The organism is Aquabacterium sp. (assembly GCF_004297345.1).
GTDB lineage: Bacteria > Pseudomonadota > Gammaproteobacteria > Burkholderiales > Burkholderiaceae_C > Aquabacterium.
Window position 1 is genome coordinate 1 of the sequence record NZ_SCTN01000097.1, and the last position, 21,420, is coordinate 21,420.

Sequence of the window (21,420 nt, forward strand, 5' to 3'; positions counted from 1 at the left end):
GGCTTGCCTCGGGCTTGCTCTCAGGTCATAATCGCGGATTCCGCTTGAACATGGCGGTGAGCGGCGCTTGGGTCAACCGAAAAGGTGATTTGAGGGCCGCTTCATCATGTTCCGTACCAGACGCGAACGAGACCGCGTCAAGAGGAGCCAGGAAGTCCCATTCGGGGCAGGCCTGGCGTTTGACTCAACCGTACTGGCGTGGCCGCCAGGCGGTTCTAGGAGAAAGTTATGGCCAAGAAGATTATCGGCTTCATCAAGCTGCAAATCCCGGCTGGTAAGGCAAACCCTTCGCCTCCAGTTGGCCCCGCGCTGGGTCAGCGCGGTCTGAACATCATGGAGTTCTGCAAGGCGTTCAACGCCCAGACCCAAGGTGTCGAACCCGGTCTGAAGCTGCCCGTGGTCATCACGGCGTTTGCTGACAAGTCCTTCACCTTCATCATCAAGACGCCTCCAGCGACTGTGCTGCTGAAGAAGGCTGCCAAGATCGAGAAGGGCTCGCCCCGTCCTCAAGCTGATAAGGTTGGCAAGCTGACCCGTGAGCAACTGGAAGAAATCGCCAAGACCAAGCAGAAGGACCTGACCGCTGCTGACTTGGACGCTGCTGTTCGTACGATCGCCGGTTCGGCTCGTTCGATGGGCATCATCGTGGAAGGGGTTTAATCATGGCTAAGCTGACCAAACGCCAAAAGGCTTTCGCTGGCAAGGTGGACACCACCAAGCTGTACGCCTTCGACGACGCGCTGGCCCTGATCAAGGAAGCCGCTGTCGCCAAGTTTGACGAATCCATCGACGTGGCCGTGCAACTGGGCGTGGACGCCAAGAAGTCGGACCAAGTGGTTCGTGGCGCTGTCGTGATGCCCAACGGCACCGGCAAGACCAAGCGCGTTGCTGTGTTCGCCCAAGGTGCCAAGGCTGAAGAAGCTCGCGCCGCTGGTGCTGACATCGTCGGTATGGAAGACCTGGCTGAACAAGTCAAGGCTGGCAACATCAACTTTGACGTGGTGATCGCCTCCCCTGACACGATGCGTATCGTCGGTACCCTGGGTACGGTTCTGGGCCCACGTGGCCTGATGCCTAACCCCAAGGTCGGCACCGTGACGCCTGACGTCGCTACCGCTGTCAAGAACGCCAAGGCTGGTCAAGTCCAGTTCCGCGTTGACAAGGGCGGCATCATTCACGGCACCATCGGTCGTCGTTCGTTCGACGCTGACAAGCTCAAGGGCAACCTGGCTGCTCTGCTGGACGCGCTGAACAAGCTCAAGCCAGCTTCGAGCAAGGGCGTGTACCTGCGCAAGGTCGCCGTTTCCTCGACGATGGGCGTTGGCGTTCGCGTGGACGTGAGCAGCATCACCGCTGGCTGATCGTCGCAAGACATTGTCGGTTTGGCGCGCAAGCGCTGACCTGACCTGATCCCGCGCGAGTCTGGCGCGGTGCATCTGAAAGAAATTGGTGGGCTGCAGCCGCAAGGCTGCAGGCTATCAAAGACCGTAGGCGTCAAAGAGCGTGCTTGTGCAGACGTTCGAAGACTTAATCGCTTTGCAGCCTACGCAGATGGCGAACCCGCTGTTGACAGTTTCCGCTTCGCTCGCAAGAGTGATGTGGGTTCCAAGGCAGAAGGTCGCTGAAACTGGGTGTGTCCCCAGGTTGCTGTTCCCGATGGTGCAGTGACCCAGGGACATGTTTTAAGGAGTAGACCTTGAGTCTCAATCGCAACGAAAAAGAAGCCGTCATTGCGGAAGTGGCTGCCCAAGCGGGCAAGTCGCAGACGCTTGCACTGGCTGAGTACCGCGGTCTCACGGTGGCTCAACTGGATCAGCTGCGCAAAACCGCTCGCGCCCAAGGTGTGTATCTTCACGTGCTGAAGAACACCCTGGCCCGTCGCGCTGTTGCCGGCACCCCATTTGAAGTCGCTGCTGAGAGCATGAGCGGCCCGCTGATCTACGGTTTCTCTGAAGATGCCGTGGCTGCAGCAAAGGTGATCGCTGACTTTGCCAAGAGCAACGACAAGCTGGTCATCAAGGCTGGTGCTTACGCTGGCAAGGCTCTGGACGTCAATGGCGTCAAGGCTTTGGCATCGATCCCCAGCCGCGAAGTTCTGCTGGCCCAAATTTGCGGTCTGCTGCAATCGCCGATCTCGGGCTTCGCTCGCGTTCTGGCTGCAGTGTCCGAGCAAAAGGGTGGCGGCGCTCCTGCTGCTGAAGAAGCACCTGCTGAAGCTCCTGCTGCTTGATCTGCTCCCTGAGCGATCAATGACCGTATTCAATATTTAACCGATTTTAGGAACCCAAAATGGCATTCGATAAAGACGCATTCCTGACCGCCCTGGACAGCATGTCCGTGATGGAACTCAACGAGCTGGTCAAGGCCATCGAAGAGAAGTTCGGCGTGTCCGCCGCTGCAATGGCTGCTCCTGCTGCCGGTGGCGCTGGTGGCGCTGCTGCTGCAGTGGAAGAGAAGACTGAATTCAACGTCGTGCTGACCGGCGCTGGCGCCAACAAGGTTGGCGTGATTAAGGCTGTTCGCGAAATCACCGGCCTGGGCTTGAAGGAAGCCAAGGACCTGGTTGACGGCGCTCCAAAGAACGTCAAGGAAGCTGTTGCCAAGGCTGACGCTGAAGCCGCTGTGAAGAAGCTGGTTGAAGCTGGCGCCACTGCCGAAATGAAGTAATCGGCCTGCGGCGTCAAGCCGCAGCATCCGGCCCGGATCTTTCCGGGTGCGGAAACCCAGATGGCTGCCTCCGAAAGGAGGCGGCCTTTGGCGTCTGAAGGGTTTCGGCCCTTGAGATCAGCCGAAAGGCCATCCAGTAGTACACTGGCGGGCTTTTCGAGTGTTCTCTGAACCGACTGCGGAGAACCGGTTTGGTCGAGCCTGTGTGCAATGCACGGGTTGTCTGCCAGCGGTTGGTAGTGGCCAACCACCAAGCCTCGGACGCAAGGTCCGAATGGCCAGTCGCCGAACAACAGCACGCCCCCACGGCCAGGGGGCGGGTTGAATTCGAAACGGCGCACCACTTCTGGTGCCCGAAACGGAGAGTTTATGGCGCAAGCAACCCCCTATAGCTACACCGAGCGCAAGCGGATCCGCAAGAGCTTTGGCAAGCGCGGCAGCGTATTGAACGTGCCTTATCTGCTGACGATGCAGAAGGATTCATACGTCGCCTTCCTGCAAAAGGAAGTGCCGCCGCAACAACGCAAACCCGAAGGCCTGCAAGCCGCTTTCATTTCGGCGTTCCCCATTGTTTCGCACAATGGTTTCGTCGAGATGAAGTTCATCGAATTCAACATCGCCAAACCGGCGTTCGATGAGCGTGAGTGCCAGCTGCGGGGTTTGACTTTCGCTTCTGCCGTTCGTGCACGTCTGCAGATGATCATCTATGACCGTGAGACGTCGACGTCCCAGTCCAAGGTGGTCAAGGAAGTGAAGGAACAAGAGGTCTACATGGGCGAAGTGCCCCTGATGACCGACTACGGCTCCTTCATCATCAACGGTACCGAGCGCGTCATCGTGTCGCAGCTGCACCGTTCGCCTGGCGTGTTCTTCGAGCACGACAAGGGCAAGACGCACTCGTCGGGCAAGCTGTTGTTCAGCGCCCGCATCATCCCTTACCGTGGCTCCTGGCTGGACTTCGAATTCGATCCGAAGGACCTGCTGTACTTCCGCGTGGACCGTCGCCGCAAGATGCCCGTGACGACCCTGCTGAAGGCCATCGGCATGAACAACGAGCAGATCCTGGCCACGTTCTTCCAGAACGACCACTTCAAGCTCATGGATTCAGGCGCCCAGATGGCCTATGTGCCTGATCGCGTCAAGGGTGAAATCGCCCGTTTCGACATCACCGACAAGTCTGGCGCGGTCATCGTCGAAAAGGACAAGCGCATCACTGCGCGTCACACCCGCCAACTGGAACAATCCGGCACCACGCACATCAGCGTGCCCGAAGACTTCCTGCTGGGCCGCGTGCTGGCCAAGAACCAGATCGACCCTGACACTGGCGAAATCATTGCCAAGGCCAACGAAGAGCTGACCGAAGCCCTGCTCAAGAAGCTGCGCACGGCTGGCATCCTCGACATCGAAGTCCTGTTCACCAATGAACTGGACCAAGGCGCCTACATCTCGCAAACGCTGGCTACCGACGAAACGGCTGACGAACTCGCCGCTCGTGTTGCCATCTACCGCATGATGCGCCCTGGCGAGCCGCCCACCGAGGACGCTGTGCAAGCGCTGTTCGGCCGTCTGTTCTACAACGAAGACACGTACGACCTGTCGCGCGTGGGCCGCATGAAGTTCAACGCCCGCGTGGGCCGCGACGAAGGCACGGGCCCGATGGTGCTGTCCAACGCCGACATCCTGGCTGTGGTCAAGATCCTGGTCGAATTGCGTAACGGCCGTGGCGAAGTCGATGACATCGACCACTTGGGTAACCGTCGCGTGCGTTGCGTGGGCGAACTGGCCGAAAACCAGTACCGCTCCGGTCTGGCTCGTATCGAAAAGGCCGTGAAGGAACGTCTGGGTCAGGCTGAAACCGAAGCCCTGATGCCGCACGACCTGATCAACTCCAAGCCGATCTCTGCGGCCCTCAAGGAGTTCTTCGGTGCGTCGCAGCTGTCGCAGTTCATGGACCAGACCAACCCCCTGTCGGAAATCACGCACAAGCGTCGCGTTTCCGCTCTGGGCCCAGGCGGTCTGACTCGCGAACGTGCCGGCTTCGAAGTGCGTGACGTGCACCCCACCCACTACGGTCGTGTGTGCCCAATCGAAACGCCTGAAGGCCCGAACATCGGTCTGATCAACTCGCTGGCGCTGTACGCTCGTCTGAACGAATACGGCTTCCTGGAGACGCCTTATCGTCGCGTGAACGATGGCCAGACCACGATGCAGATCGACTACCTGTCGGCCATCGAAGAAGGCAAGTACGTGATCGCGCAGGCCAACGCCTCGCTGGACGCCCAAGGCCGTCTGACTGACGAGCTGGTGTCTGCCCGTGAAAACGGTGAATCCGTGCTGACCTCGCCCGAGCGCATCCAGTACATGGACGTGGCACCTACACAGATCGTGTCGGTGGCTGCTTCGCTCGTGCCATTCCTCGAGCACGACGATGCGAACCGCGCGCTGATGGGCGCCAACATGCAACGTCAGGCTGTGCCTGTGCTGCGTCCTGAAAAGGCCGTGGTCGGTACGGGCGTCGAGCGTGTGGCCGCTGTTGACTCGGGTACCGTGGTGACTGCCAAGCGTGGCGGTATCGTGGACTACGTTGATACGAACCGTGTGGTGATTCGCGTGAACGACGCGGAAACCGTCGCAGGTGAAGTCGGCGTCGACATCTACAACCTGATCAAGTACCAGCGTTCCAACCAGAACACGAACATCCACCAGCGTCCGATCGTCAAGCGTGGCGACATCGTGGGTGCCCGTGACGTGATCGCCGACGGCGCATCGACCGACCTGGGCGAACTCGCTCTGGGTCAGAACATGCTCGTGGCCTTCATGCCCTGGAACGGCTACAACTTCGAAGACTCGATCATGATCTCCGAGCGCGTGGTGGCCGAAGACCGCTACACCTCGATCCATATCGAAGAACTCGTCGTGATGGCCCGCGACACCAAGCTGGGCTCTGAAGAAATCACGCGCGACATCCCGAACCTGTCGGAAAACCAACTGGCTCGTCTGGACGAATCCGGCATCGTGTTCATCGGTGCGGAAGTCGGCCCTGGCGACGTGCTGGTCGGCAAGGTGACGCCTAAGGGCGAAACCACCCTGACGCCTGAAGAGAAGCTGCTGCGCGCCATCTTCGGCGAGAAGGCTTCCGACGTGAAGGACACCTCGCTGCGTGTGGACCAGGGTACCGCCGGTACCGTGATCGACGTGCAAGTGTTCACCCGTGAAGGCATCCAGCGTGACAAGCGCGCCCAGCAGATCATCGACGATGAACTCAAGCGCTTCCGCCTGGACCTGAACGACCAGCTGCGTATCGTGGAGGCTGACGCCTTCGACCGTATCAAGAAGCTCTTGATCGGCAAGGTTGCCAATGGCGGCCCGAACAAGCTGGCCAAGGGCACCGTGCTGGACGACGCTTACCTGTCGTCGGTCGACAAGTTCCACTGGTTCGACATCCGTCCTGAAGACGGCGAACTGGCCAACCAGCTCGAGTCCATCAAGAACTCGCTGGAGCAGACCCGCCACAGCTTCGACCTGGCTTTTGAAGAAAAGCGCAAGAAGCTGACCCAAGGCGACGAGTTGCCTGCTGGCGTGCTGAAGATGGTCAAGGTCCACCTGGCTGTGAAGCGTCGCTTGCAGCCTGGTGACAAGATGGCCGGCCGTCACGGTAACAAGGGCGTGGTCTCCAAGATCGTGCCTATCGAAGACATGCCTTACATGGCTGACGGCACCCCTGCCGACATCGTTCTGAACCCGCTGGGCGTGCCTTCGCGGATGAACGTGGGTCAGGTGCTGGAAGTGCACTTGGGCTGGGCTGCCAAGGGTATCGGTCAGCGCATCGGCAACATGCTGCAGCAAGAAGCTGCGGCCATGGAGCTGCGCAAGTTCTTCGACGAGCTGTACAACAAGTCCGGCGGCAAGAAGGAAGACATCGATTCCTTCAGCGACACCGAAATCATCGAAATGGCCGGCAACCTGTCCAAGGGTGTGCCGTTTGCCACGCCGGTGTTCGACGGTGCGAAGGAAGAAGAAATCCGCGCCATGTTGCAGTTGGCTTACCCCGCTGACATCGCCAAGGCCAAGGGCCTCACCCCGACCCGCACGCAGGCCATCCTGCACGACGGTCGTACTGGTGAAGCCTTCGAGCGTCCTGTCACCGTCGGCTACATGCACGTGCTGAAGCTGCACCACTTGGTCGACGACAAGATGCACGCCCGTTCGACTGGTCCTTACTCGCTGGTGACCCAGCAGCCTCTGGGTGGTAAGGCACAGTTCGGTGGTCAGCGCTTCGGTGAAATGGAAGTGTGGGCCCTGGAAGCGTACGGCGCGTCCTATGTGCTGCAGGAAATGCTCACGGTCAAGTCCGACGACGTCAATGGTCGTACCAAGGTCTACGAGAACATCGTCAAGGGCGAGCACTCGATCGAAGCTGGTATGCCAGAGTCGTTTAACGTGCTCGTGAAAGAAATCCGGTCCCTGGGTATTGACATCGAACTGGAGAAAAACTGATCTGAGTGCCCCATGCCACGCCATGCGGCGTTGGTTGGTCGGTTGCATAGCATTGCTATGCGGCCCTCCCGCCCGCCTTGCCTGGCCTGCCATGGACCCCTCAGATTCGTTGCCATGTCGACACGGTACCCAACTGAAATATTTAGGAGAAAGCCATGAAAGGCTTGCTGGACCTCTTTAAGCAATTCACCCCTGATGAGCATTTCGATGCCATCAAGATCGGCCTGGCCTCGCCCGAGAAGATTCGGTCGTGGTCGTTCGGCGAAGTGAAGAAGCCCGAAACCATCAACTACCGTACGTTCAAGCCTGAGCGTGACGGCTTGTTCTGCGCCAAGATCTTTGGCCCGATCAAGGACTACGAGTGTCTGTGCGGCAAGTACAAGCGCCTGAAGCACCGCGGCGTGATCTGCGAGAAGTGCGGCGTCGAAGTGACCCAGACCAAGGTTCGTCGTGACCGCATGGGCCACATCGAACTGGCTGCGCCTTGCGCTCACATCTGGTTCCTGAAGTCGCTGCCTTCGCGTCTGGGCCTGGTCCTGGACATGACGCTGCGCGACATCGAACGCGTGCTGTACTTTGAAGCCTACGTGGTCGTGGACTCCGGCATGACCCCGCTGAAGAAGTTCAGCATCATGTCCGAGGACGATTACGACGCCAAGCGCATCGAGTACGGCGATGAATTCGAGGCCCTGATGGGCGCCGAAGGCATCAAGAAGCTGCTCGAAGAGATGGACCTGGACGTCGAGATCGACAAGCTGCGCAACGACATGACGGGCAGCGAGCTGAAGATCAAGAAGAACGCCAAGCGCCTGAAGGTGATGGAAGCGTTCAAGAAGTCCGGCATCAAGCCCAACTGGATGGTGATGGACGTGCTGCCTGTGCTGCCGCCCGATCTGCGTCCTCTGGTGCCGCTGGACGGCGGTCGTTTCGCGACCTCCGACCTGAACGACCTGTACCGCCGCGTCATCAACCGTAACAACCGTCTGGCCCGCCTGCTCGAACTGAAGGCGCCAGAAATCATCGTGCGCAACGAAAAGCGCATGCTGCAGGAATCGGTTGACTCGCTGCTGGACAACGGCCGTCGTGGCAAGGCCATGACCGGTGCGAACAAGCGTGCCCTGAAGTCGCTGGCCGACATGATCAAGGGTAAGAGCGGTCGCTTCCGTCAGAACTTGCTGGGTAAGCGCGTCGACTACTCCGGTCGTTCCGTGATTACCGTGGGCCCAACCCTGAAGCTGCACCAGTGCGGTCTGCCCAAGCTGATGGCGCTTGAACTGTTCAAGCCCTTCATCTTCGCGCGCCTGGAAGCCATGGGCATCGCCACCACGATCAAGGCTGCCAAGAAGGAAGTCGAATCGGGCACCCCCGTCGTGTGGGACATCCTTGAAGAAGTGATCAAGGAACACCCCGTGATGCTGAACCGTGCGCCTACGCTGCACCGTCTCGGTATCCAGGCGTTCGAGCCTGTGCTGATTGAAGGCAAGGCCATCCAGCTGCACCCACTCGTTTGCGCGGCCTTCAACGCCGACTTCGACGGTGACCAGATGGCCGTTCACGTGCCGCTGTCGATCGAAGCGCAAATGGAAGCCCGCACGCTGATGCTGGCCTCCAACAACGTGCTGTTCCCTGCCAACGGCGAACCCTCCATCGTGCCGTCGCAAGACGTGGTGCTGGGTCTGTACTACGCAACCCGCGAACGTACCAATGGCCGTGGCGAAGGCATGGTCTTCTCCGATATCCCCGAGCTGCAACGCGCGCTGGATAACGGTGTGGTCGAAATCACGGCCAAGATCAACATCCGTCTGACCGAGTACACCAAGAACAAGGAAACGGGCGAGTTCACGCCTGAGACCAAGCTGGTGGAAACGACCGTCGGTCGTGCGCTGCTGTCCGAGATCCTGCCCAAGGGCCTGCCTTTTGCGAACATCAACAAGGCGCTCAAGAAGAAGGAAATCTCCCGCCTCATCAATACTTCGTTCCGCAAGTGCGGTCTGAAGGAAACGGTGGTGCTGGCTGACAAGCTGCTGCAAAACGGCTTCCGTCTGGCGACCCGCGCTGGTATCTCCATCGGCATCGACGACATGCTCGTGCCGAAGGAAAAGTACGGCCTGATCGAACGCGCCGAAAAGGAAGTCAAGGAAATCGAACAGCAGTACGTCTCCGGTCTGGTGACCGCTGGCGAACGCTACAACAAGGTGGTGGACATCTGGGGCAAGACCGGCGACGAAGTCGGCAAGGTCATGATGTCGCAGCTGTCCAAGCAAAAGACCATCGACCGCAACGGCAATGAAGTCGATCAGGAATCGTTCAATTCGATTTACATGATGGCCGACTCCGGTGCCCGTGGCTCTGCTGCTCAGATCCGCCAGCTGGCCGGTATGCGGGGCCTGATGGCCAAGCCTGACGGCTCCATCATCGAGACCCCCATCACGGCTAACTTCCGTGAAGGTCTGAACGTGTTGCAGTACTTCATCTCCACCCACGGTGCTCGTAAGGGTCTGGCGGATACGGCGTTGAAGACGGCTAACTCGGGTTACCTGACACGTCGTCTGGTCGACGTGACGCAAGACTTGGTGGTCACCACCGTCGATTGCGGTACCGACCAAGGCATCAACACCCGTGCGCTGGTTGAAGGCGGTGAAGTCATCGAATCGCTGCGCGACCGTATCCTGGGCCGCGTGCCTGCAACGGACGTGCTGCACCCCGAGACCCAACAAGTCGTCATCGCCGCCGGCACGATGCTGGACGAAGATGCGATGGACGTCCTCGAAGCCGCTGGCGTCGACGAAGTCAAGGTCCGCACGCCGCTGACTTGCGCTACACGCTTCGGCCTGTGCGCCAAGTGCTATGGCCGCGACCTGGGCCGCGGTGGCCTGGTGAACTCCGGTGAAGCTGTCGGCGTGATCGCCGCGCAGTCCATCGGTGAACCCGGCACGCAGCTGACCATGCGTACCTTCCACATCGGTGGTGCCGCTTCGCGTGCCGCCATCGCTTCGAGTGTGGAAGCCAAGTCGGACGGCATCATCGGCTTCAATGCCACGATGCGTTACGTCACGAACGGCAAGGGCGACCTGGTGGTGATTTCGCGTTCCGGCGAAATCGTCATCTCCGACCAGCACGGCCGTGAGCGTGAGCGTCACAAGGTGCCGTACGGCGCGATCCTCAACGTCAAGGCTGACCAGACCATCAAGGCTGGCCTGATCCTGGCAACCTGGGATCCGCTGACCCGTCCGATCATCACCGAGTTCGCTGGTAAGGCCAAGTTCGAGAACGTCGAAGAAGGCGTGACCGTGGCCAAGCAGGTGGACGAAGTGACCGGTCTGTCGACCCTGGTTGTGATCGACCCCAAGCGCCGTGGCGCTGCCAAGGTCATCCGTCCTCAGGTCAAGCTGCTCGACGCTTCCGGCGCCGAAGTGAAGATCCCTGGTACCGACCACGCCGTGACCATCGGCTTCCAGGTTGGCGCGCTGATTCAAGTGCGCGACGGCCAGGATCTGTCGCCTGGTGAAGTGCTGGCCCGTATCCCAATCGAAGGTCAGAAGACCCGCGACATTACCGGCGGTCTGCCACGTGTGGCCGAACTGTTCGAAGCCCGTTCGCCCAAGGACAAGGGTTCGCTGGCCGAGATCACGGGTACCGTGTCCTTCGGTAAGGAAACCAAGGGCAAGGTTCGCCTGCAGATCACCGACCCCGAAGGTCAGGTCTGGGAAGATCTGGTTCCGAAGGAAAAGAACATCCTGGTGCACGAAGGCCAGGTGGTCAACAAGGGCGAATCCATCGTCGACGGCCCGGCCGATCCGCAGGACATCCTGCGTCTGCTGGGTATCGAAGAGCTGGCTCGCTACATCGTCGACGAAGTGCAGGACGTTTACCGTCTGCAAGGTGTGAAGATCAACGACAAGCACATCCAGGTGATCGTTCGCCAGATGCTGCGTCGCGTGCAGATCACCAATGCCGGCGACACCACCTACATCGTGGGCGAACAGGTTGAGCGTTCGGAACTGCTGGACACCAACGACCGCATGCGCGCCGAGGGCAAGATGATCGCCACGCACAGCGATGTGCTGCTGGGTATCACCAAGGCTTCGCTGTCGACCGACTCCTTCATCTCGGCCGCTTCCTTCCAGGAAACGACCCGCGTGCTGACCGAGGCTGCCATCATGGGCAAGCGCGACGAGCTGCGCGGCTTGAAGGAAAACGTCATCGTGGGTCGCCTGATCCCCGCTGGTACCGGTATGGCCTTCCACCAGGCACGTCGTGCCAAGGAAGAGATGGACGACACCGAACGTCGCGCCATCGCCATGCAGGAAGCGCAAGAGCGCGCTGCCATGGAACTGGCTGCCCTGGACGGTGACGATGTCGATGAGGCCGCACCTGCCGCTGAAGGCGGTGCTGCCGAATAAGCCGTCGATTCATCGCCGGCCGCTTCTGAACTGAAGCGCAAAGCGCCAGGCCCGAAAGGGCGCTGGCGCTTTTTCTTTACCGGGCGGCAAACACCCGTTTTATCTGCCCATTTATGAGGCAGTGCCCCTTCTATCGTCCGTGCCATGGTTTGACAAATCTGGAGCCGGTTGATATGGGCACTTTCGCCAACTTAAAGAGCAGCAGTACCCTTTCCCTGGATCTGGAGGTGCGCGTGGCCGCTACGGATGCAGATCTGGTGGATGCTGGCCGGGTTCGCGAAACCGCGTACGGCCATCATCTGGGGGCAACAGTCGTCAATTTCGGGATGGCATCCGATCCACTGGACCGTGCGCCGGGCACGGTTGTGCTCTTGTGCCGGGACAAAGCCACTGGGCAGGCCGTTGGTACGGCGCGCATTCAACCTTCGGGCTCAGGGGCGCCTTTGATGATCGAGCGCAGCGTCATCTTGCCGCATCAACTGGCGAACCAATCTCGTGCCGAGGTCACGCGTCTGGCGGTCATGCCTGGCGCGTCGGCGCTGGTCAAGCTCTGCCTGATGAAAGCGGTTTACCTGTATTGCGAGGCCCACGGCATCCATTGGTTGGTGATCGCGGCGCGCAATGAGGCTTTGTCGCGCGACTATCGCCGCCTGGGCTTCAAGGACTTCCTGGCGCCCGGCCAGATGGTGCCACTGGCACACGCTGGGCAATTGCCTCACTTCGTGTTCACGATGGATGTGCAGGGGATTGAGGATGAATGGCATCGCACCGGGCATCGCCTGCATCACTTCATGTTTGAAGCGATGCACGAGGACTTGCCTCAGTTTCGCCCGTCATCGCTTCCTGGCTCTTCGTCGCAGCGCCTGGTGGCGTGAGCGCGTCGCCGCTCCACCGTTTGATCACGCGCCCCAGGTCTTCCAATGTGCAGGGCTTGGCGAGGAAGTCGTCCATGCCGGCATCCAGGCAATCTTGCCGTTCGGCATCCGTGGTCGTAGCAGTCAGGGCGATGATGGGGACGCGCCTGAGACCCAACTCACGCTCTTTGAGTCGGATCATGCGCGTGGCTTCATAGCCGTTGAGGACGGGCATGTGGCAGTCCATCAGCACAATGTCAGGGCGCTGCAGCGTGCGCAAGGCCTTGCTCAGCGCGTCTGCGCCATGCGGCACACGCTCGGCATCCACGCCGATGATCTCCAGAAAATTCATGGCGACCAAGGCATTGATCTCATTGTCTTCGGCCAGCAGGATCCTGCAATGGCGCGAGCCCTGGAAGGCGGCTTGCGCCGTGAGCGGCGTGTCTTCTATCGTGCCGGCCATGGCGTCCGGCAAGCAGGCCGTGAAGACCATGGTGGTGCCTTCACCCATCACGCTGCGAGCGGAGATGTCACCCTTCATGGCCCTGGCGATGTCTCGCGCGATGGTCAGGCCCAGTCCTGCGCCTTGCGCCGCTTGCTCGGCAGAGCTGTTGGCCGACTGCTGGAAGGCCTCAAAGATCTTGCCGAGGTCGTCAGGCGGAATGCCGCAGCCGCTGTCACGCACTTCGGCCCGGACCACGCCACTGGCGGCATCACGGTCTATCGTCAAGGTCACGCTGCCGGCTTGTGTGAACTTGATGGCGTTGCCCAGCAGGTTGTGCAGTACCTGGCGGAAGCGCGCGGGGTCGCCCATCACCCAGCATGGCGAAGGCAGGTGCCCATTCACCTTGAACTGCAAACCCTTGTCTTCGGCGCGCATGGTGTAGATGCCCGCCAGTTGTTCGATTTGGGTGGAAAGGTCATGCCGTTCGTGGCGGATCATGAACTGGCCTGCCTCTATGCGTGAGATGTCCAGCAAGTCGTTGATGAGCGCCAGCAGATGGGTGCCGGAAGACTCGATCAATTCGATACGGCGCAGGGCTGTGGGATCTTGTTCGGCGAGGTGCAAGAGCTTGCTCATGCCCAGGATGCCTTGCAAGGGGGTGCGCAATTCGTGGCTGATGTTGGCCAGAAACTGGGTTTTGACGGCGCTTTGCCGCACAGCTGTTTTGAGTGCTTCTTCCTTTTCGTGGGCCAGGGCCTGCGCATGCAGGCGCAACTGGATGCCCTCCACCACCCGGCGTTCGCTGCGCATGGCCGTGGCGATTTGAAGACCGAGCAGCAAGCACAAGCCCAGACTGCCGAGCCCGCTGAGCGCGTCCCCCCTCAGCATCATGCCGAGCGCAGTGGGGGCCAGGATAGGGGCGGCATAGCCTGCGGTGAAGCGGGCGCTGACCTGAAGCCCGAAGGTCGCCACGCAGGAAATGCAGGCCAGTGCGGCTGCAAAAAACGAATGAATAGGTTGAGGTGACAGGGCGCTCACATACAAGCCGGCCGCCCCCCAGACCAGCGCATCGATCACCAGTGCCAGCAGGGTACTGGCCCCCCAGTGGCTGCCAGGCCGCACTTGCCGCGCATACATACTGCCCTGGCCAATGCGAAATGCCGAAACGAGCAACTTGCTCGCCAGCCAGGCATCGACGATGAGCGTTGGGGCGGCTTGCCCACGCAGCGACCAAGCCAGTGCGATGGCAAATGCCGAGGCCACAACCACGCCGATGCGGGCATGCGCCCAGATCATTTGCAGTTGTTCTGATTCAACCTGATTGCTGACCCGCAGCGCCTGATCGTCCTTGCGGTGCCACGAACGAGTCAGGGATTGGAATAGGAGCATGCCTGCACACGGTGGTGAGCTACTTCTGCCTGGACGCCGTACCCGAATAGCTTGGCACTGTGCGCCAAAAAAGTGTGCAGGTCCAGTGGCCGGTGTCAGCGGCACCACAGTGCGCCTGGCCGTGCGCTTCAGTTGGGCATCAGCGGGATGTCCGTGACACCCACATCCACGCCAAGCTGGCTCAGCAGGGTGGTGATCTGGCCGCGATGGTGCGTCTGGTGATTGAAGATCTGCATCACGGCCGCCACATACGGCATCGTGATCTGCTTTTGATACACAACGCTGAAGAAGCTGAAACTGCGCGAGGACTCTACGGACTCCAGGTGCACGGCCCAGTCCATCAGCTTCTCATCCATGGACTCTCTGGCTGCGCGCAAAGCGCTGAAATCCTCATGCAACTCCTGTGACGGGGAGGTCATGGTGACCGGCTGCCCCTGCATCCGTTGCATCCAGGCCTGATCGCCCAGCAGCAGGTGATTGAGCGTGCCGTGAACAGATTTGAAAAAGGCGCCACGATCAGCCTTGCGCTGCTCGTCTGACAGCGTGGCCGCCGCATCGTAGATCTTGCCGTTCATCCAGCGGTTGTAGCGCGCCATCGCAATGGCGTAGTCCCGCAGGCTCCAGGTGTCGAGCGTGTCGTTCATGTGAGACCTTCCCTCTGTTCATGTGTGTTCAGGCCCCAAGCCTAACCTCGATGGCACACGCTGAACAGATGGCAGGTCTTTTCCAACTCCTCCAGCCAGTCGGGATCAGGGCTGGGCGGGCAGGTAGAACTGACTGGCGATCAGCTTGCTGCCCAGGCGTGGCTTGTTGCCCGCCAGCGCCGGATATTTGACCGGCACGATGGCGCCAGCTGTCAGGATGCCCGTGCTGCCCAGCGCTTCATAGGCGGCCTGGATCTGTTTGTCGCTGGCGCCGCTCAGGCTCAGGTCCAGATCAGGATTGGCCACCGGAGCGATCACATTGAGCTTGGTGGCAGCCAGCGATGGGCATGGTGCCGTGATGCAAACGATGCCTGTGCTTTTGACGCCGTAGAAGGTACCCAGCGGAGACCGAGGTCCTTGAGCTTGCCATGCCTCGGAAATGGTCAATTGATCTGCGGTGTAAAGGCCTGCTGGCGCCGGTTCCAGCACGCCTCGAACCAGGGCCTTGCCTTGTGCGAACTGGGCATCAAACGCCGCTTGCTGTTCCGGCGTCCAGCCCAATGCGCGCGCGTTGAGTTGTACGGCGTGGCATTCCTTTTGTTGAGAGCCATCGGCGCAGCGCGTCAGGGCCTGGTTGACAGACTTGACGAAGTAGCCGCCACACATTGGGTAGGCACATTTGCGGGCGTCCTGGCGTGTGACGATCAGGTAGCTGTCACGCGTCTGCAGCACGGGCGTGCTCGCATCCTGCGCCAATGCGGGCAAGGGAGCGGTGGCCAGTGTCAAGACGCTCAGGGCGGCAAGGGTCAATCGCTTGATCATGTGAGATCCTCCAGCGGTTTGTGATGGGAACAGCGAACCCGGCGGACTATAGGTCGCCACAAGGCCGGTGCCAAGCGCGGGCGGGCACGCAGATCGGCAAGATGTATTGCAGCTTGTAAGCGAGCCTGGGCTTACGCTTGTGCCTGGCCTGGCGGCAGCCCCGGATGGGGCCAGCCCAGCAACTCAGCCAGGCGCGTGACCACCCAGGTCGCCTCTGATTCGTTGACAGCACCCTCTGGTGCGCAAAGCCCCTTGTGGCATCGGGCCAGCACCTCTTGCTCGTCCACCCCGATCTCCACATGGATGCTGCGGCAATGCTCGGTGAGGTGCTGCGCCAGGTCTTCGCAGATCTCGTAGCGATCCCGTAAATCGCGCAGGGGAATGGTCAACCGTTTGCGCGCATCGCAGTAGAGCGCCATGAACGACGGTGGGATCTCGATCTGATATTCGTCTGACATGCTGCTTTGTACCTCAGAAGCCACGGCGCTGATCACGCGCCCGGCATTGGACAATCAGGGCATGAGCACTTCCAGCCATGACGCCTGGCGTTTCCGGCCGCGCCTGACCCTGCACACCCTCAGCCGAGGCGATGGCCTGCTGGGCATGCAGGGGCATGGCCGCTTTGGCCCACGTGGCCCACAGGTGACTGTGGCCCGCATCGATTGGACCTATGCCGGGCCAGGTGCTGCATGGTGGTCCGTGCCGGCTCCGAGCAGCGTGCTGTATGCCCGCCATGTTGACGTGATCGAGGTAGCCGATGCGCAGGGACGGATGCAGGCGCTGCGGCGGGATCCAGATGTTGAGGCCGAAGCCTTTGATCAACTGCAAGACACGGGCTTGCAGCCCTTGCCGCATGACGCCCTGCAGTGGCGCGCCCCGCAACTGGCGCAATCCGCAGGCCAGACGCACGAACCGCTGTGGTCCTTGCTGCAAGAAGATCAGTTTGGTGATTTCTGGCTTGAGCAGGTGCCGGCACTGCAGGCCAAAGGGTGGTCCATTGTGGTGCGTCCTGGCTTTGCCCACCAAAGCACGCCCGTGGCCAACTGGCGCCTGATCATCAGCCAGGAAACGGGCGAGCCTGAAGCCAAAGAGCTGATCGCACCTTTGCAACTGCCTGCCAGTGCCGCCATCACGCCGTTGGGGGCGCCGCGCCGCGAAGGTTCCTGGCTGGTGACCTTGGGTGTGGAGGTTGATGGTCAGCAGCTTGATCTGGCGCCCCTGATTGCCGACCTCATCAAGCGAGACAAACGTTGGCTCAACGCCGCAGACATCGCGGATATCGCCGATGACGCCATCGTCATTCTCAAGGCGCCGGGCGGCAAGCGGATCGAAGCCCGGGCCGCACCGCTCAAGGCCATTGTCGGTGCCATGGTGGACCTGTTGATGGACCCCAGGCGCCGCGAGGGGCCGATCAAGCTGCAGCAATGGGATGCTGTGCGCGTGGATCAACTGCGCGAGCAATTGATGGACACGCAGGCCGCCCGCGCTGGCCGCCATGGCGCCTGGCAACTGCAAGGTGAAGCCGGCTTGCATTCGCTCACCCAGCGATTGCGCACGGCTGGTACGCCGCAACGCGTCCCCGATCCCGCAGGCCTGGGCGTGTCCCTGCGTCCCTATCAACAGCACGGCGTGGCCTGGCTCCAGTACCTGCGCGAGCAGCGGCTGGCCGGCATCCTGGCTGATGACATGGGCCTGGGCAAAACCGCGCAAGCCTTGGCCCACCTGCTGATCGAGAAGCAGGCCGGCAGACTGGATCTGCCCGCGCTCATCGTCATGCCCACCTCGCTCGTCTTCAACTGGCAGGCCGAAGCCCGACGCATGGCGCCTTCCCTGCGTGTACTGGCCTTGCAAGGTCCTGAACGTGGTGGGCTCATGAGCCTCATTCCCGACCATGATGTCGTGTTGACCACCTATCCGCTGGTGTGGCGCGACATCGAGCGACTTGCCGAGCACTTCTTTCACGTCGTGATCCTTGACGAAGCCCAGACCGTGAAGAACGCCGCCAGCAAAAGCGCGGCCGCGATTCGTCGGCTCCAGTCGCGTCACCGCCTTTGCCTGACAGGTACACCGCTGGAAAACCACCTGGGCGAACTCTGGGCTCAGTTTGACTTTCTGATGCCGAGCTTTCTGGGTGACATGCGCAGCTTTCAGCGCCAGTGGCGTGACCCCATCGAACAAAACGGCGAAACCTTGCGCGCCCAACTGTTGGCCCAGCGCGTGCGCCCCTTCATCCTGCGACGCCGCAAGGTCGATGTACTCAAGGAGTTGCCACCCAAGACCGAAGTGGTGCAGCAACTTCAATTGGAGGGGCAGCAAAAGACCTTGTACGAAAGCGTGCGCGTGGCCGCTGACGAGATGGTGCGCAAGGCCTTGAACAAACAGGGCTTTGAAGGCGCTCAGATTGCCGTGCTGGATGCGCTGCTCAAGCTGCGTCAGGTTTGCTGCGACCCCTGGTTGGTCAAGGGCCGCAAGATGCCTCGGGGGATGGAGCGCGCCAAACTCGCCTGGCTGTGCGATACCCTGCCGTCACTGTTGGACGAAGGCCGCCGTGTATTGGTGTTCTCTCAGTTCTCCGAAATGCTGGGCTTGATCGCTGACGAACTGGTCGCTTTGAATTTGCCTTTTGTGATGCTGACCGGTGAGACGCTGCCGGCGCATCGAGCGGACGTCGTTCGCCAGTTTCAGGAAAAACAAGTGCCGCTCATGCTGGTGACGCTCAAGGCCGGCGGCGTGGGCCTCAACCTGACGGCGGCCGATACCGTCATCCATGTGGACCCCTGGTGGAATCCGGCTGTCGAGCAGCAGGCGACCGACCGTGCGCACCGTATCGGCCAGGATCAGCCGGTGACGGTTTACAAGCTCGTGGTGGCCGGCAGCATCGAAGAGCGCATCCAGGCCTTGCAGGCGCGCAAGTCGGCGTTGGCCGAAGGCGTGCTGGGGGAAGACGGTGCGCTGGCCATCAAGTTCAGCCAGGCGGATCTGGATGCTTTGCTCGCGCCGCTGGCGTGACGTTTAACAACGTTGCAAATAAAGTCCGAATAATTGCAGTTTGTTACCTAGGGTTTTTACCCACGGCTGCGCGTTTTCCCTTAGACTGGGCTCCATCGAATTCAAGGAGTTCACCATGGCTCAGACAGGTATCAAGCTGCACCGCGTTTCGCACCAGACTCCGGCTGATCTGGCGCACAAGCAACTGGAAGTGGAAAAAGTGGGCGTGATCGTCGGCTTCCTCGCCGGTCTGCCTCTGGCCGTGGGTACTGTCAGCGAAGTGTTGACGGCGCATGGCGCTGCTGACTGGCTGGTTGGCCTCGCCATGGTGGTGACCCTGGCGGCGACCACCTCCGTAGGTTTGCGCGTGGGCTCGTCCATTGCCACCTTGCTGGGCAAGCGCGACTGACCCGCTCCCCAGCTTCACGCCAAAACGGCTCGGTCCTGATCAGACCGAGCCGCTTTTTTTTGTGCTGCCCCAGAATGGAAAAAAGGCCGCGCAAGGCGGCCTGAAAACATAGGAGCTAAAAAGATCGCTGAGCGGATCAGGCCTTGCGGCGGCGGGCTGTCAGACCAATGCCAATCAAACCCAGGCCCATCAAGGCGTAGGTTGAAGGCTCCGGAACTGCGGCTGTGGCGTTGACGCCGGCCAGACGGAAGCTGCTCAAATTGCCTGTTGCCTGGATGACGAACGAGGAGCCCGTCACATTGGACAGGTTGAAGCTCTTGATGAGCAAGCCATTGTCATTGTTGAGGCCACCCAGATTGATTTTGGTGCTGCCGCTCGTCAAGGTGGCGTGGTCGAACGAATCAAACAGGTAGTCGTTTTCCCACATGGAGAAGCGCAAACCAGTCAGATTGACCTTCTTGTTGAAGGTCAGCACCAGGTAGTCGCCCGGGCTGTCGAACAGGCTGCTATTGACTTCACCGAAGTCCAGCAGGCTGTTGGTCACCACACCGAGGCCATCCCAGCGGCTGTCAACGAGAGCTTGTTTGCCGTTCGACGTGAATGCCGTGACGGCCAGGCTCAGGCTGCCCGACGTGAAGTTAGGCGAGGTGCTGACCTGATCAAACACAGGGCCTTCAAAGTAAAACTGGAAGGTGCTGCTGGGAACGGTGGCGTGTGCGGCCAATGGGGCCAACATGGCCAGGGACAACCATTTCGCTTTTTGGGTAAGAGACATGCTCTCTCCTGTGTGGTGATGTCAGCAAAGTCTCCGTGTCTCTGCCTAAGGGTTTCAATTTAACCAGTACGGGTTAGATTTGGCATCCCCATTGATACGGGGGTGATATTCGGAAAACCGTGACAATTGACACGCTTGGCCCCTTTGTCTGGGGATCTTGCGTCTTTGGCTCGCCTGGCGCTACAATGGAAAGCTTTTCGGCCTTCGCCTGGCCTTTTGTTTTCGATGAATTTCGAAGCAAAGGAGGGTGTTGGCCGTTTTGTGCTTGTCTCAAGCGTGGTCGACTGTTCGTTCAAACATCCTCCAAGTGCTTGATTTTCAAGTGTTTTTTCAACGGGAACCAACTAAATGCCAACGATCAATCAGCTCGTGCGCCATGGCCGTCAGGTCGAGGTCACGAAATCCAAGTCGCCCGCGATGCAGAACTGCCCGCAGCGCCGTGGTGTGTGCACCCGCGTGTACACCACGACTCCTAAGAAGCCTAACTCCGCTCTGCGTAAGGTTGCCAAGGTGCGCCTGACCAACGGTTTCGAGGTGATCTCCTACATCGGCGGTGAAGGCCACAACCTGCAAGAACACAGCGTCGTGCTGGTTCGCGGCGGTCGTGTGAAGGACTTGCCAGGTGTGCGTTACCACATCGTGCGCGGCTCCCTTGACCTGCAAGGCGTCAAGGACCGTAAGCAGTCCCGCTCCAAGTACGGCGCCAAGCGCCCGAAGAAGGCCTAATCAGCCTGTTGAGAATTTGTCGGTCCATCTTCATCAGCGCGTCACCAAAGTTGTGCAAGCTGATTGTCGAGAAGGCCGAGGTGGCGGTTGTGTCCGGGTTGTCCGGCATGAACCGAGTAAGTGGAGCGATCAGCCTCATTTTTTGATGGCGCTCCAGATGCCGGCGATAAGCCAGCATCAACTGAAGCATTGAAAGGAAACGAAATGCCTCGTCGTCGCGAAGTACCCAAGCGTGAAATCCTCCCAGATCCCAAGTTCGGATCTGTGGACCTCTCCAAGTTCATGAACGTGATCATGGAATCCGGCAAGAAGGCTGTGGCCGAGCGCATCATCTACGGTGCCCTCGAACAAGTCGAAAAGAAGGCCGGCAAGGATCCGCTGGAAATCTTTAACGTCGCTCTGAACAACATCAAGCCCGTGGTGGAAGTGAAATCCCGCCGCGTGGGTGGTGCGAACTACCAGGTTCCCGTTGAAGTTCGCCCTGCTCGTCGTATGGCTCTGGCCATGCGTTGGTTGAAAGAATCGTCGCGCAAGCGCTCCGAAAAGTCGATGGCCCAACGTCTGGCCAACGAACTGCTGGAAGCCGCTGAAGGCCGCGGCGGCGCGATGAAGAAGCGTGACGAAGTCCACCGTATGGCTGAAGCCAACAAGGCCTTCTCGCACTTCCGCTTCTAATCCACCACCTGCGGCTTCGGCCGCAAAAAAGCGCCCGGTTCGTGATTCTGTGTTCGACAGGCACGGCCGGCGCTTTGTCAAATCTGGAGTGACACCATGTCCCGCAAGACCCCGATTGAGCGCTAC

The 21,420-nt window shown here is 60.2% G+C and carries 16 protein-coding genes; 11 read left to right on the forward strand and 5 right to left on the reverse strand.

The window, feature by feature from the left end:
• Window positions 1-228: 228 nt before the first annotated feature.
• From rplK to EPO09_RS02820, 7 genes are all read left to right on the forward strand, one after another.
• On the forward strand, window positions 229-660 hold the full coding sequence (gene rplK / locus EPO09_RS02790; RefSeq protein ID WP_290639924.1) for a 50S ribosomal protein L11: 432 nt from the start codon (window positions 229-231) through the stop codon (window positions 658-660).
• Window positions 661-662: 2 nt separating this feature from the next.
• A complete protein-coding gene (gene rplA / locus EPO09_RS02795) occupies window positions 663-1,361 on the forward strand; it encodes a 50S ribosomal protein L1 (RefSeq protein WP_290639926.1) in 699 nt (232 codons plus the stop codon).
• 335 nt (window positions 1,362-1,696) lie between these two features.
• Complete coding sequence (rplJ, locus tag EPO09_RS02800) at window positions 1,697-2,230, forward strand: 50S ribosomal protein L10 (protein WP_290639928.1); 534 nt, start codon at window positions 1,697-1,699, stop codon at window positions 2,228-2,230.
• Window positions 2,231-2,289: 59 nt separating this feature from the next.
• Entirely contained in the window at window positions 2,290-2,667 is a 378-nt protein-coding gene (gene rplL / locus EPO09_RS02805; protein WP_290639930.1) for a 50S ribosomal protein L7/L12, read from the forward strand.
• Between the two features lie 369 nt (window positions 2,668-3,036).
• Complete coding sequence (rpoB, locus tag EPO09_RS02810; protein WP_290639932.1) at window positions 3,037-7,164, forward strand: DNA-directed RNA polymerase subunit beta; 4,128 nt, start codon at window positions 3,037-3,039, stop codon at window positions 7,162-7,164.
• A gap of 155 nt (window positions 7,165-7,319) precedes the next feature.
• Window positions 7,320-11,567: a DNA-directed RNA polymerase subunit beta' gene (gene rpoC, locus EPO09_RS02815; RefSeq protein ID WP_290639934.1), complete on the forward strand. Its 4,248-nt coding sequence runs from the start codon at window positions 7,320-7,322 to the stop codon at window positions 11,565-11,567.
• Window positions 11,568-11,740: 173 nt separating this feature from the next.
• Window positions 11,741-12,442 (forward strand): hypothetical protein, encoded by a 702-nt coding sequence (locus tag EPO09_RS02820; protein WP_290639936.1) that lies wholly within the window; start codon window positions 11,741-11,743, stop codon window positions 12,440-12,442.
• Here EPO09_RS02820 and EPO09_RS02825 read toward each other — a convergent pair.
• The 4 genes from EPO09_RS02825 to EPO09_RS02840 all read right to left on the reverse strand — a co-directional run bounded on the left by EPO09_RS02825 (window position 12,357) and on the right by EPO09_RS02840 (window position 16,179).
• A complete protein-coding gene (locus EPO09_RS02825) occupies window positions 12,357-14,255 on the reverse strand; it encodes an ATP-binding protein (protein ID WP_290639938.1) in 1,899 nt (632 codons plus the stop codon). The genes EPO09_RS02820 and EPO09_RS02825 overlap by 86 nt on opposite strands.
• Before the next feature lie 128 nt (window positions 14,256-14,383).
• Window positions 14,384-14,899: a DinB family protein gene (locus EPO09_RS02830; protein WP_290639940.1), complete on the reverse strand. Its 516-nt coding sequence runs from the start codon at window positions 14,897-14,899 to the stop codon at window positions 14,384-14,386.
• A 105-nt stretch (window positions 14,900-15,004) separates the two neighbouring features.
• Entirely contained in the window at window positions 15,005-15,721 is a 717-nt protein-coding gene (locus EPO09_RS02835) for a DUF6748 domain-containing protein (protein WP_290639941.1), read from the reverse strand.
• Between the two features lie 131 nt (window positions 15,722-15,852).
• Window positions 15,853-16,179: a hypothetical protein gene (locus EPO09_RS02840; RefSeq protein ID WP_290639943.1), complete on the reverse strand. Its 327-nt coding sequence runs from the start codon at window positions 16,177-16,179 to the stop codon at window positions 15,853-15,855.
• A 61-nt stretch (window positions 16,180-16,240) separates the two neighbouring features.
• Here EPO09_RS02840 and EPO09_RS02845 point away from each other — a divergent pair, with 61 nt between their 5' ends.
• Both EPO09_RS02845 and EPO09_RS02850 read left to right on the forward strand, forming a co-directional pair.
• Window positions 16,241-18,730, forward strand: coding sequence for a DEAD/DEAH box helicase (locus tag EPO09_RS02845; protein WP_290639956.1), 2,490 nt, complete (start codon window positions 16,241-16,243; stop codon window positions 18,728-18,730).
• 115 nt (window positions 18,731-18,845) lie between these two features.
• Window positions 18,846-19,118: a hypothetical protein gene (locus EPO09_RS02850; RefSeq protein ID WP_290639945.1), complete on the forward strand. Its 273-nt coding sequence runs from the start codon at window positions 18,846-18,848 to the stop codon at window positions 19,116-19,118.
• A 136-nt stretch (window positions 19,119-19,254) separates the two neighbouring features.
• Here the strand turns inward: EPO09_RS02850 and EPO09_RS02855 are convergent, their stop codons facing one another.
• Window positions 19,255-19,893 carry a PEP-CTERM sorting domain-containing protein gene (locus tag EPO09_RS02855; protein ID WP_290639946.1) on the reverse strand — a complete coding sequence of 213 codons (639 nt, stop codon included), beginning with the start codon at window positions 19,891-19,893 and terminating at the stop codon, window positions 19,255-19,257.
• Between the two features lie 348 nt (window positions 19,894-20,241).
• On the opposite strand from EPO09_RS02855, the gene rpsL reads away from it, so the two are divergent.
• Together rpsL and rpsG are read left to right on the forward strand one after the other, a co-directional pair.
• A complete protein-coding gene (gene rpsL, locus EPO09_RS02860; RefSeq protein ID WP_058088974.1) occupies window positions 20,242-20,619 on the forward strand; it encodes a 30S ribosomal protein S12 in 378 nt (125 codons plus the stop codon).
• A 204-nt stretch (window positions 20,620-20,823) separates the two neighbouring features.
• A complete protein-coding gene (gene rpsG / locus EPO09_RS02865; RefSeq protein ID WP_035037918.1) occupies window positions 20,824-21,294 on the forward strand; it encodes a 30S ribosomal protein S7 in 471 nt (156 codons plus the stop codon).
• Window positions 21,295-21,420: the final 126 nt, after the last annotated feature.

What these genes read in the sequence shown, in the direction of transcription:
- rpsL (WP_058088974.1), top strand. Translation starts at nt 20,242, where the DNA reads ATGCCAACGATCAATCAGCTCGTGCGCCATGGCCGTCAGGTCGAGGTC.
- rplK (WP_290639924.1), top strand. Translation starts at nt 229, where the DNA reads ATGGCCAAGAAGATTATCGGCTTCATCAAGCTGCAAATCCCGGCTGGT.
- rplA (WP_290639926.1), top strand. Translation starts at nt 663, where the DNA reads ATGGCTAAGCTGACCAAACGCCAAAAGGCTTTCGCTGGCAAGGTGGAC.
- EPO09_RS02840 (WP_290639943.1), bottom strand. Translation starts at nt 16,179, where the DNA reads ATGTCAGACGAATATCAGATCGAGATCCCACCGTCGTTCATGGCGCTC.
- EPO09_RS02855 (WP_290639946.1), bottom strand. Translation starts at nt 19,893, where the DNA reads ATGTCTCTTACCCAAAAAGCGAAATGGTTGTCCCTGGCCATGTTGGCC.
- rpoC (WP_290639934.1), top strand. Translation starts at nt 7,320, where the DNA reads ATGAAAGGCTTGCTGGACCTCTTTAAGCAATTCACCCCTGATGAGCAT.
- rpsG (WP_035037918.1), top strand. Translation starts at nt 20,824, where the DNA reads ATGCCTCGTCGTCGCGAAGTACCCAAGCGTGAAATCCTCCCAGATCCC.
- EPO09_RS02845 (WP_290639956.1), top strand. Translation starts at nt 16,241, where the DNA reads ATGAGCACTTCCAGCCATGACGCCTGGCGTTTCCGGCCGCGCCTGACC.
- EPO09_RS02830 (WP_290639940.1), bottom strand. Translation starts at nt 14,899, where the DNA reads ATGAACGACACGCTCGACACCTGGAGCCTGCGGGACTACGCCATTGCG.
- rpoB (WP_290639932.1), top strand. Translation starts at nt 3,037, where the DNA reads ATGGCGCAAGCAACCCCCTATAGCTACACCGAGCGCAAGCGGATCCGC.
- EPO09_RS02825 (WP_290639938.1), bottom strand. Translation starts at nt 14,255, where the DNA reads ATGCTCCTATTCCAATCCCTGACTCGTTCGTGGCACCGCAAGGACGAT.
- EPO09_RS02820 (WP_290639936.1), top strand. Translation starts at nt 11,741, where the DNA reads ATGGGCACTTTCGCCAACTTAAAGAGCAGCAGTACCCTTTCCCTGGAT.
- EPO09_RS02835 (WP_290639941.1), bottom strand. Translation starts at nt 15,721, where the DNA reads ATGATCAAGCGATTGACCCTTGCCGCCCTGAGCGTCTTGACACTGGCC.
- rplL (WP_290639930.1), top strand. Translation starts at nt 2,290, where the DNA reads ATGGCATTCGATAAAGACGCATTCCTGACCGCCCTGGACAGCATGTCC.
- EPO09_RS02850 (WP_290639945.1), top strand. Translation starts at nt 18,846, where the DNA reads ATGGCTCAGACAGGTATCAAGCTGCACCGCGTTTCGCACCAGACTCCG.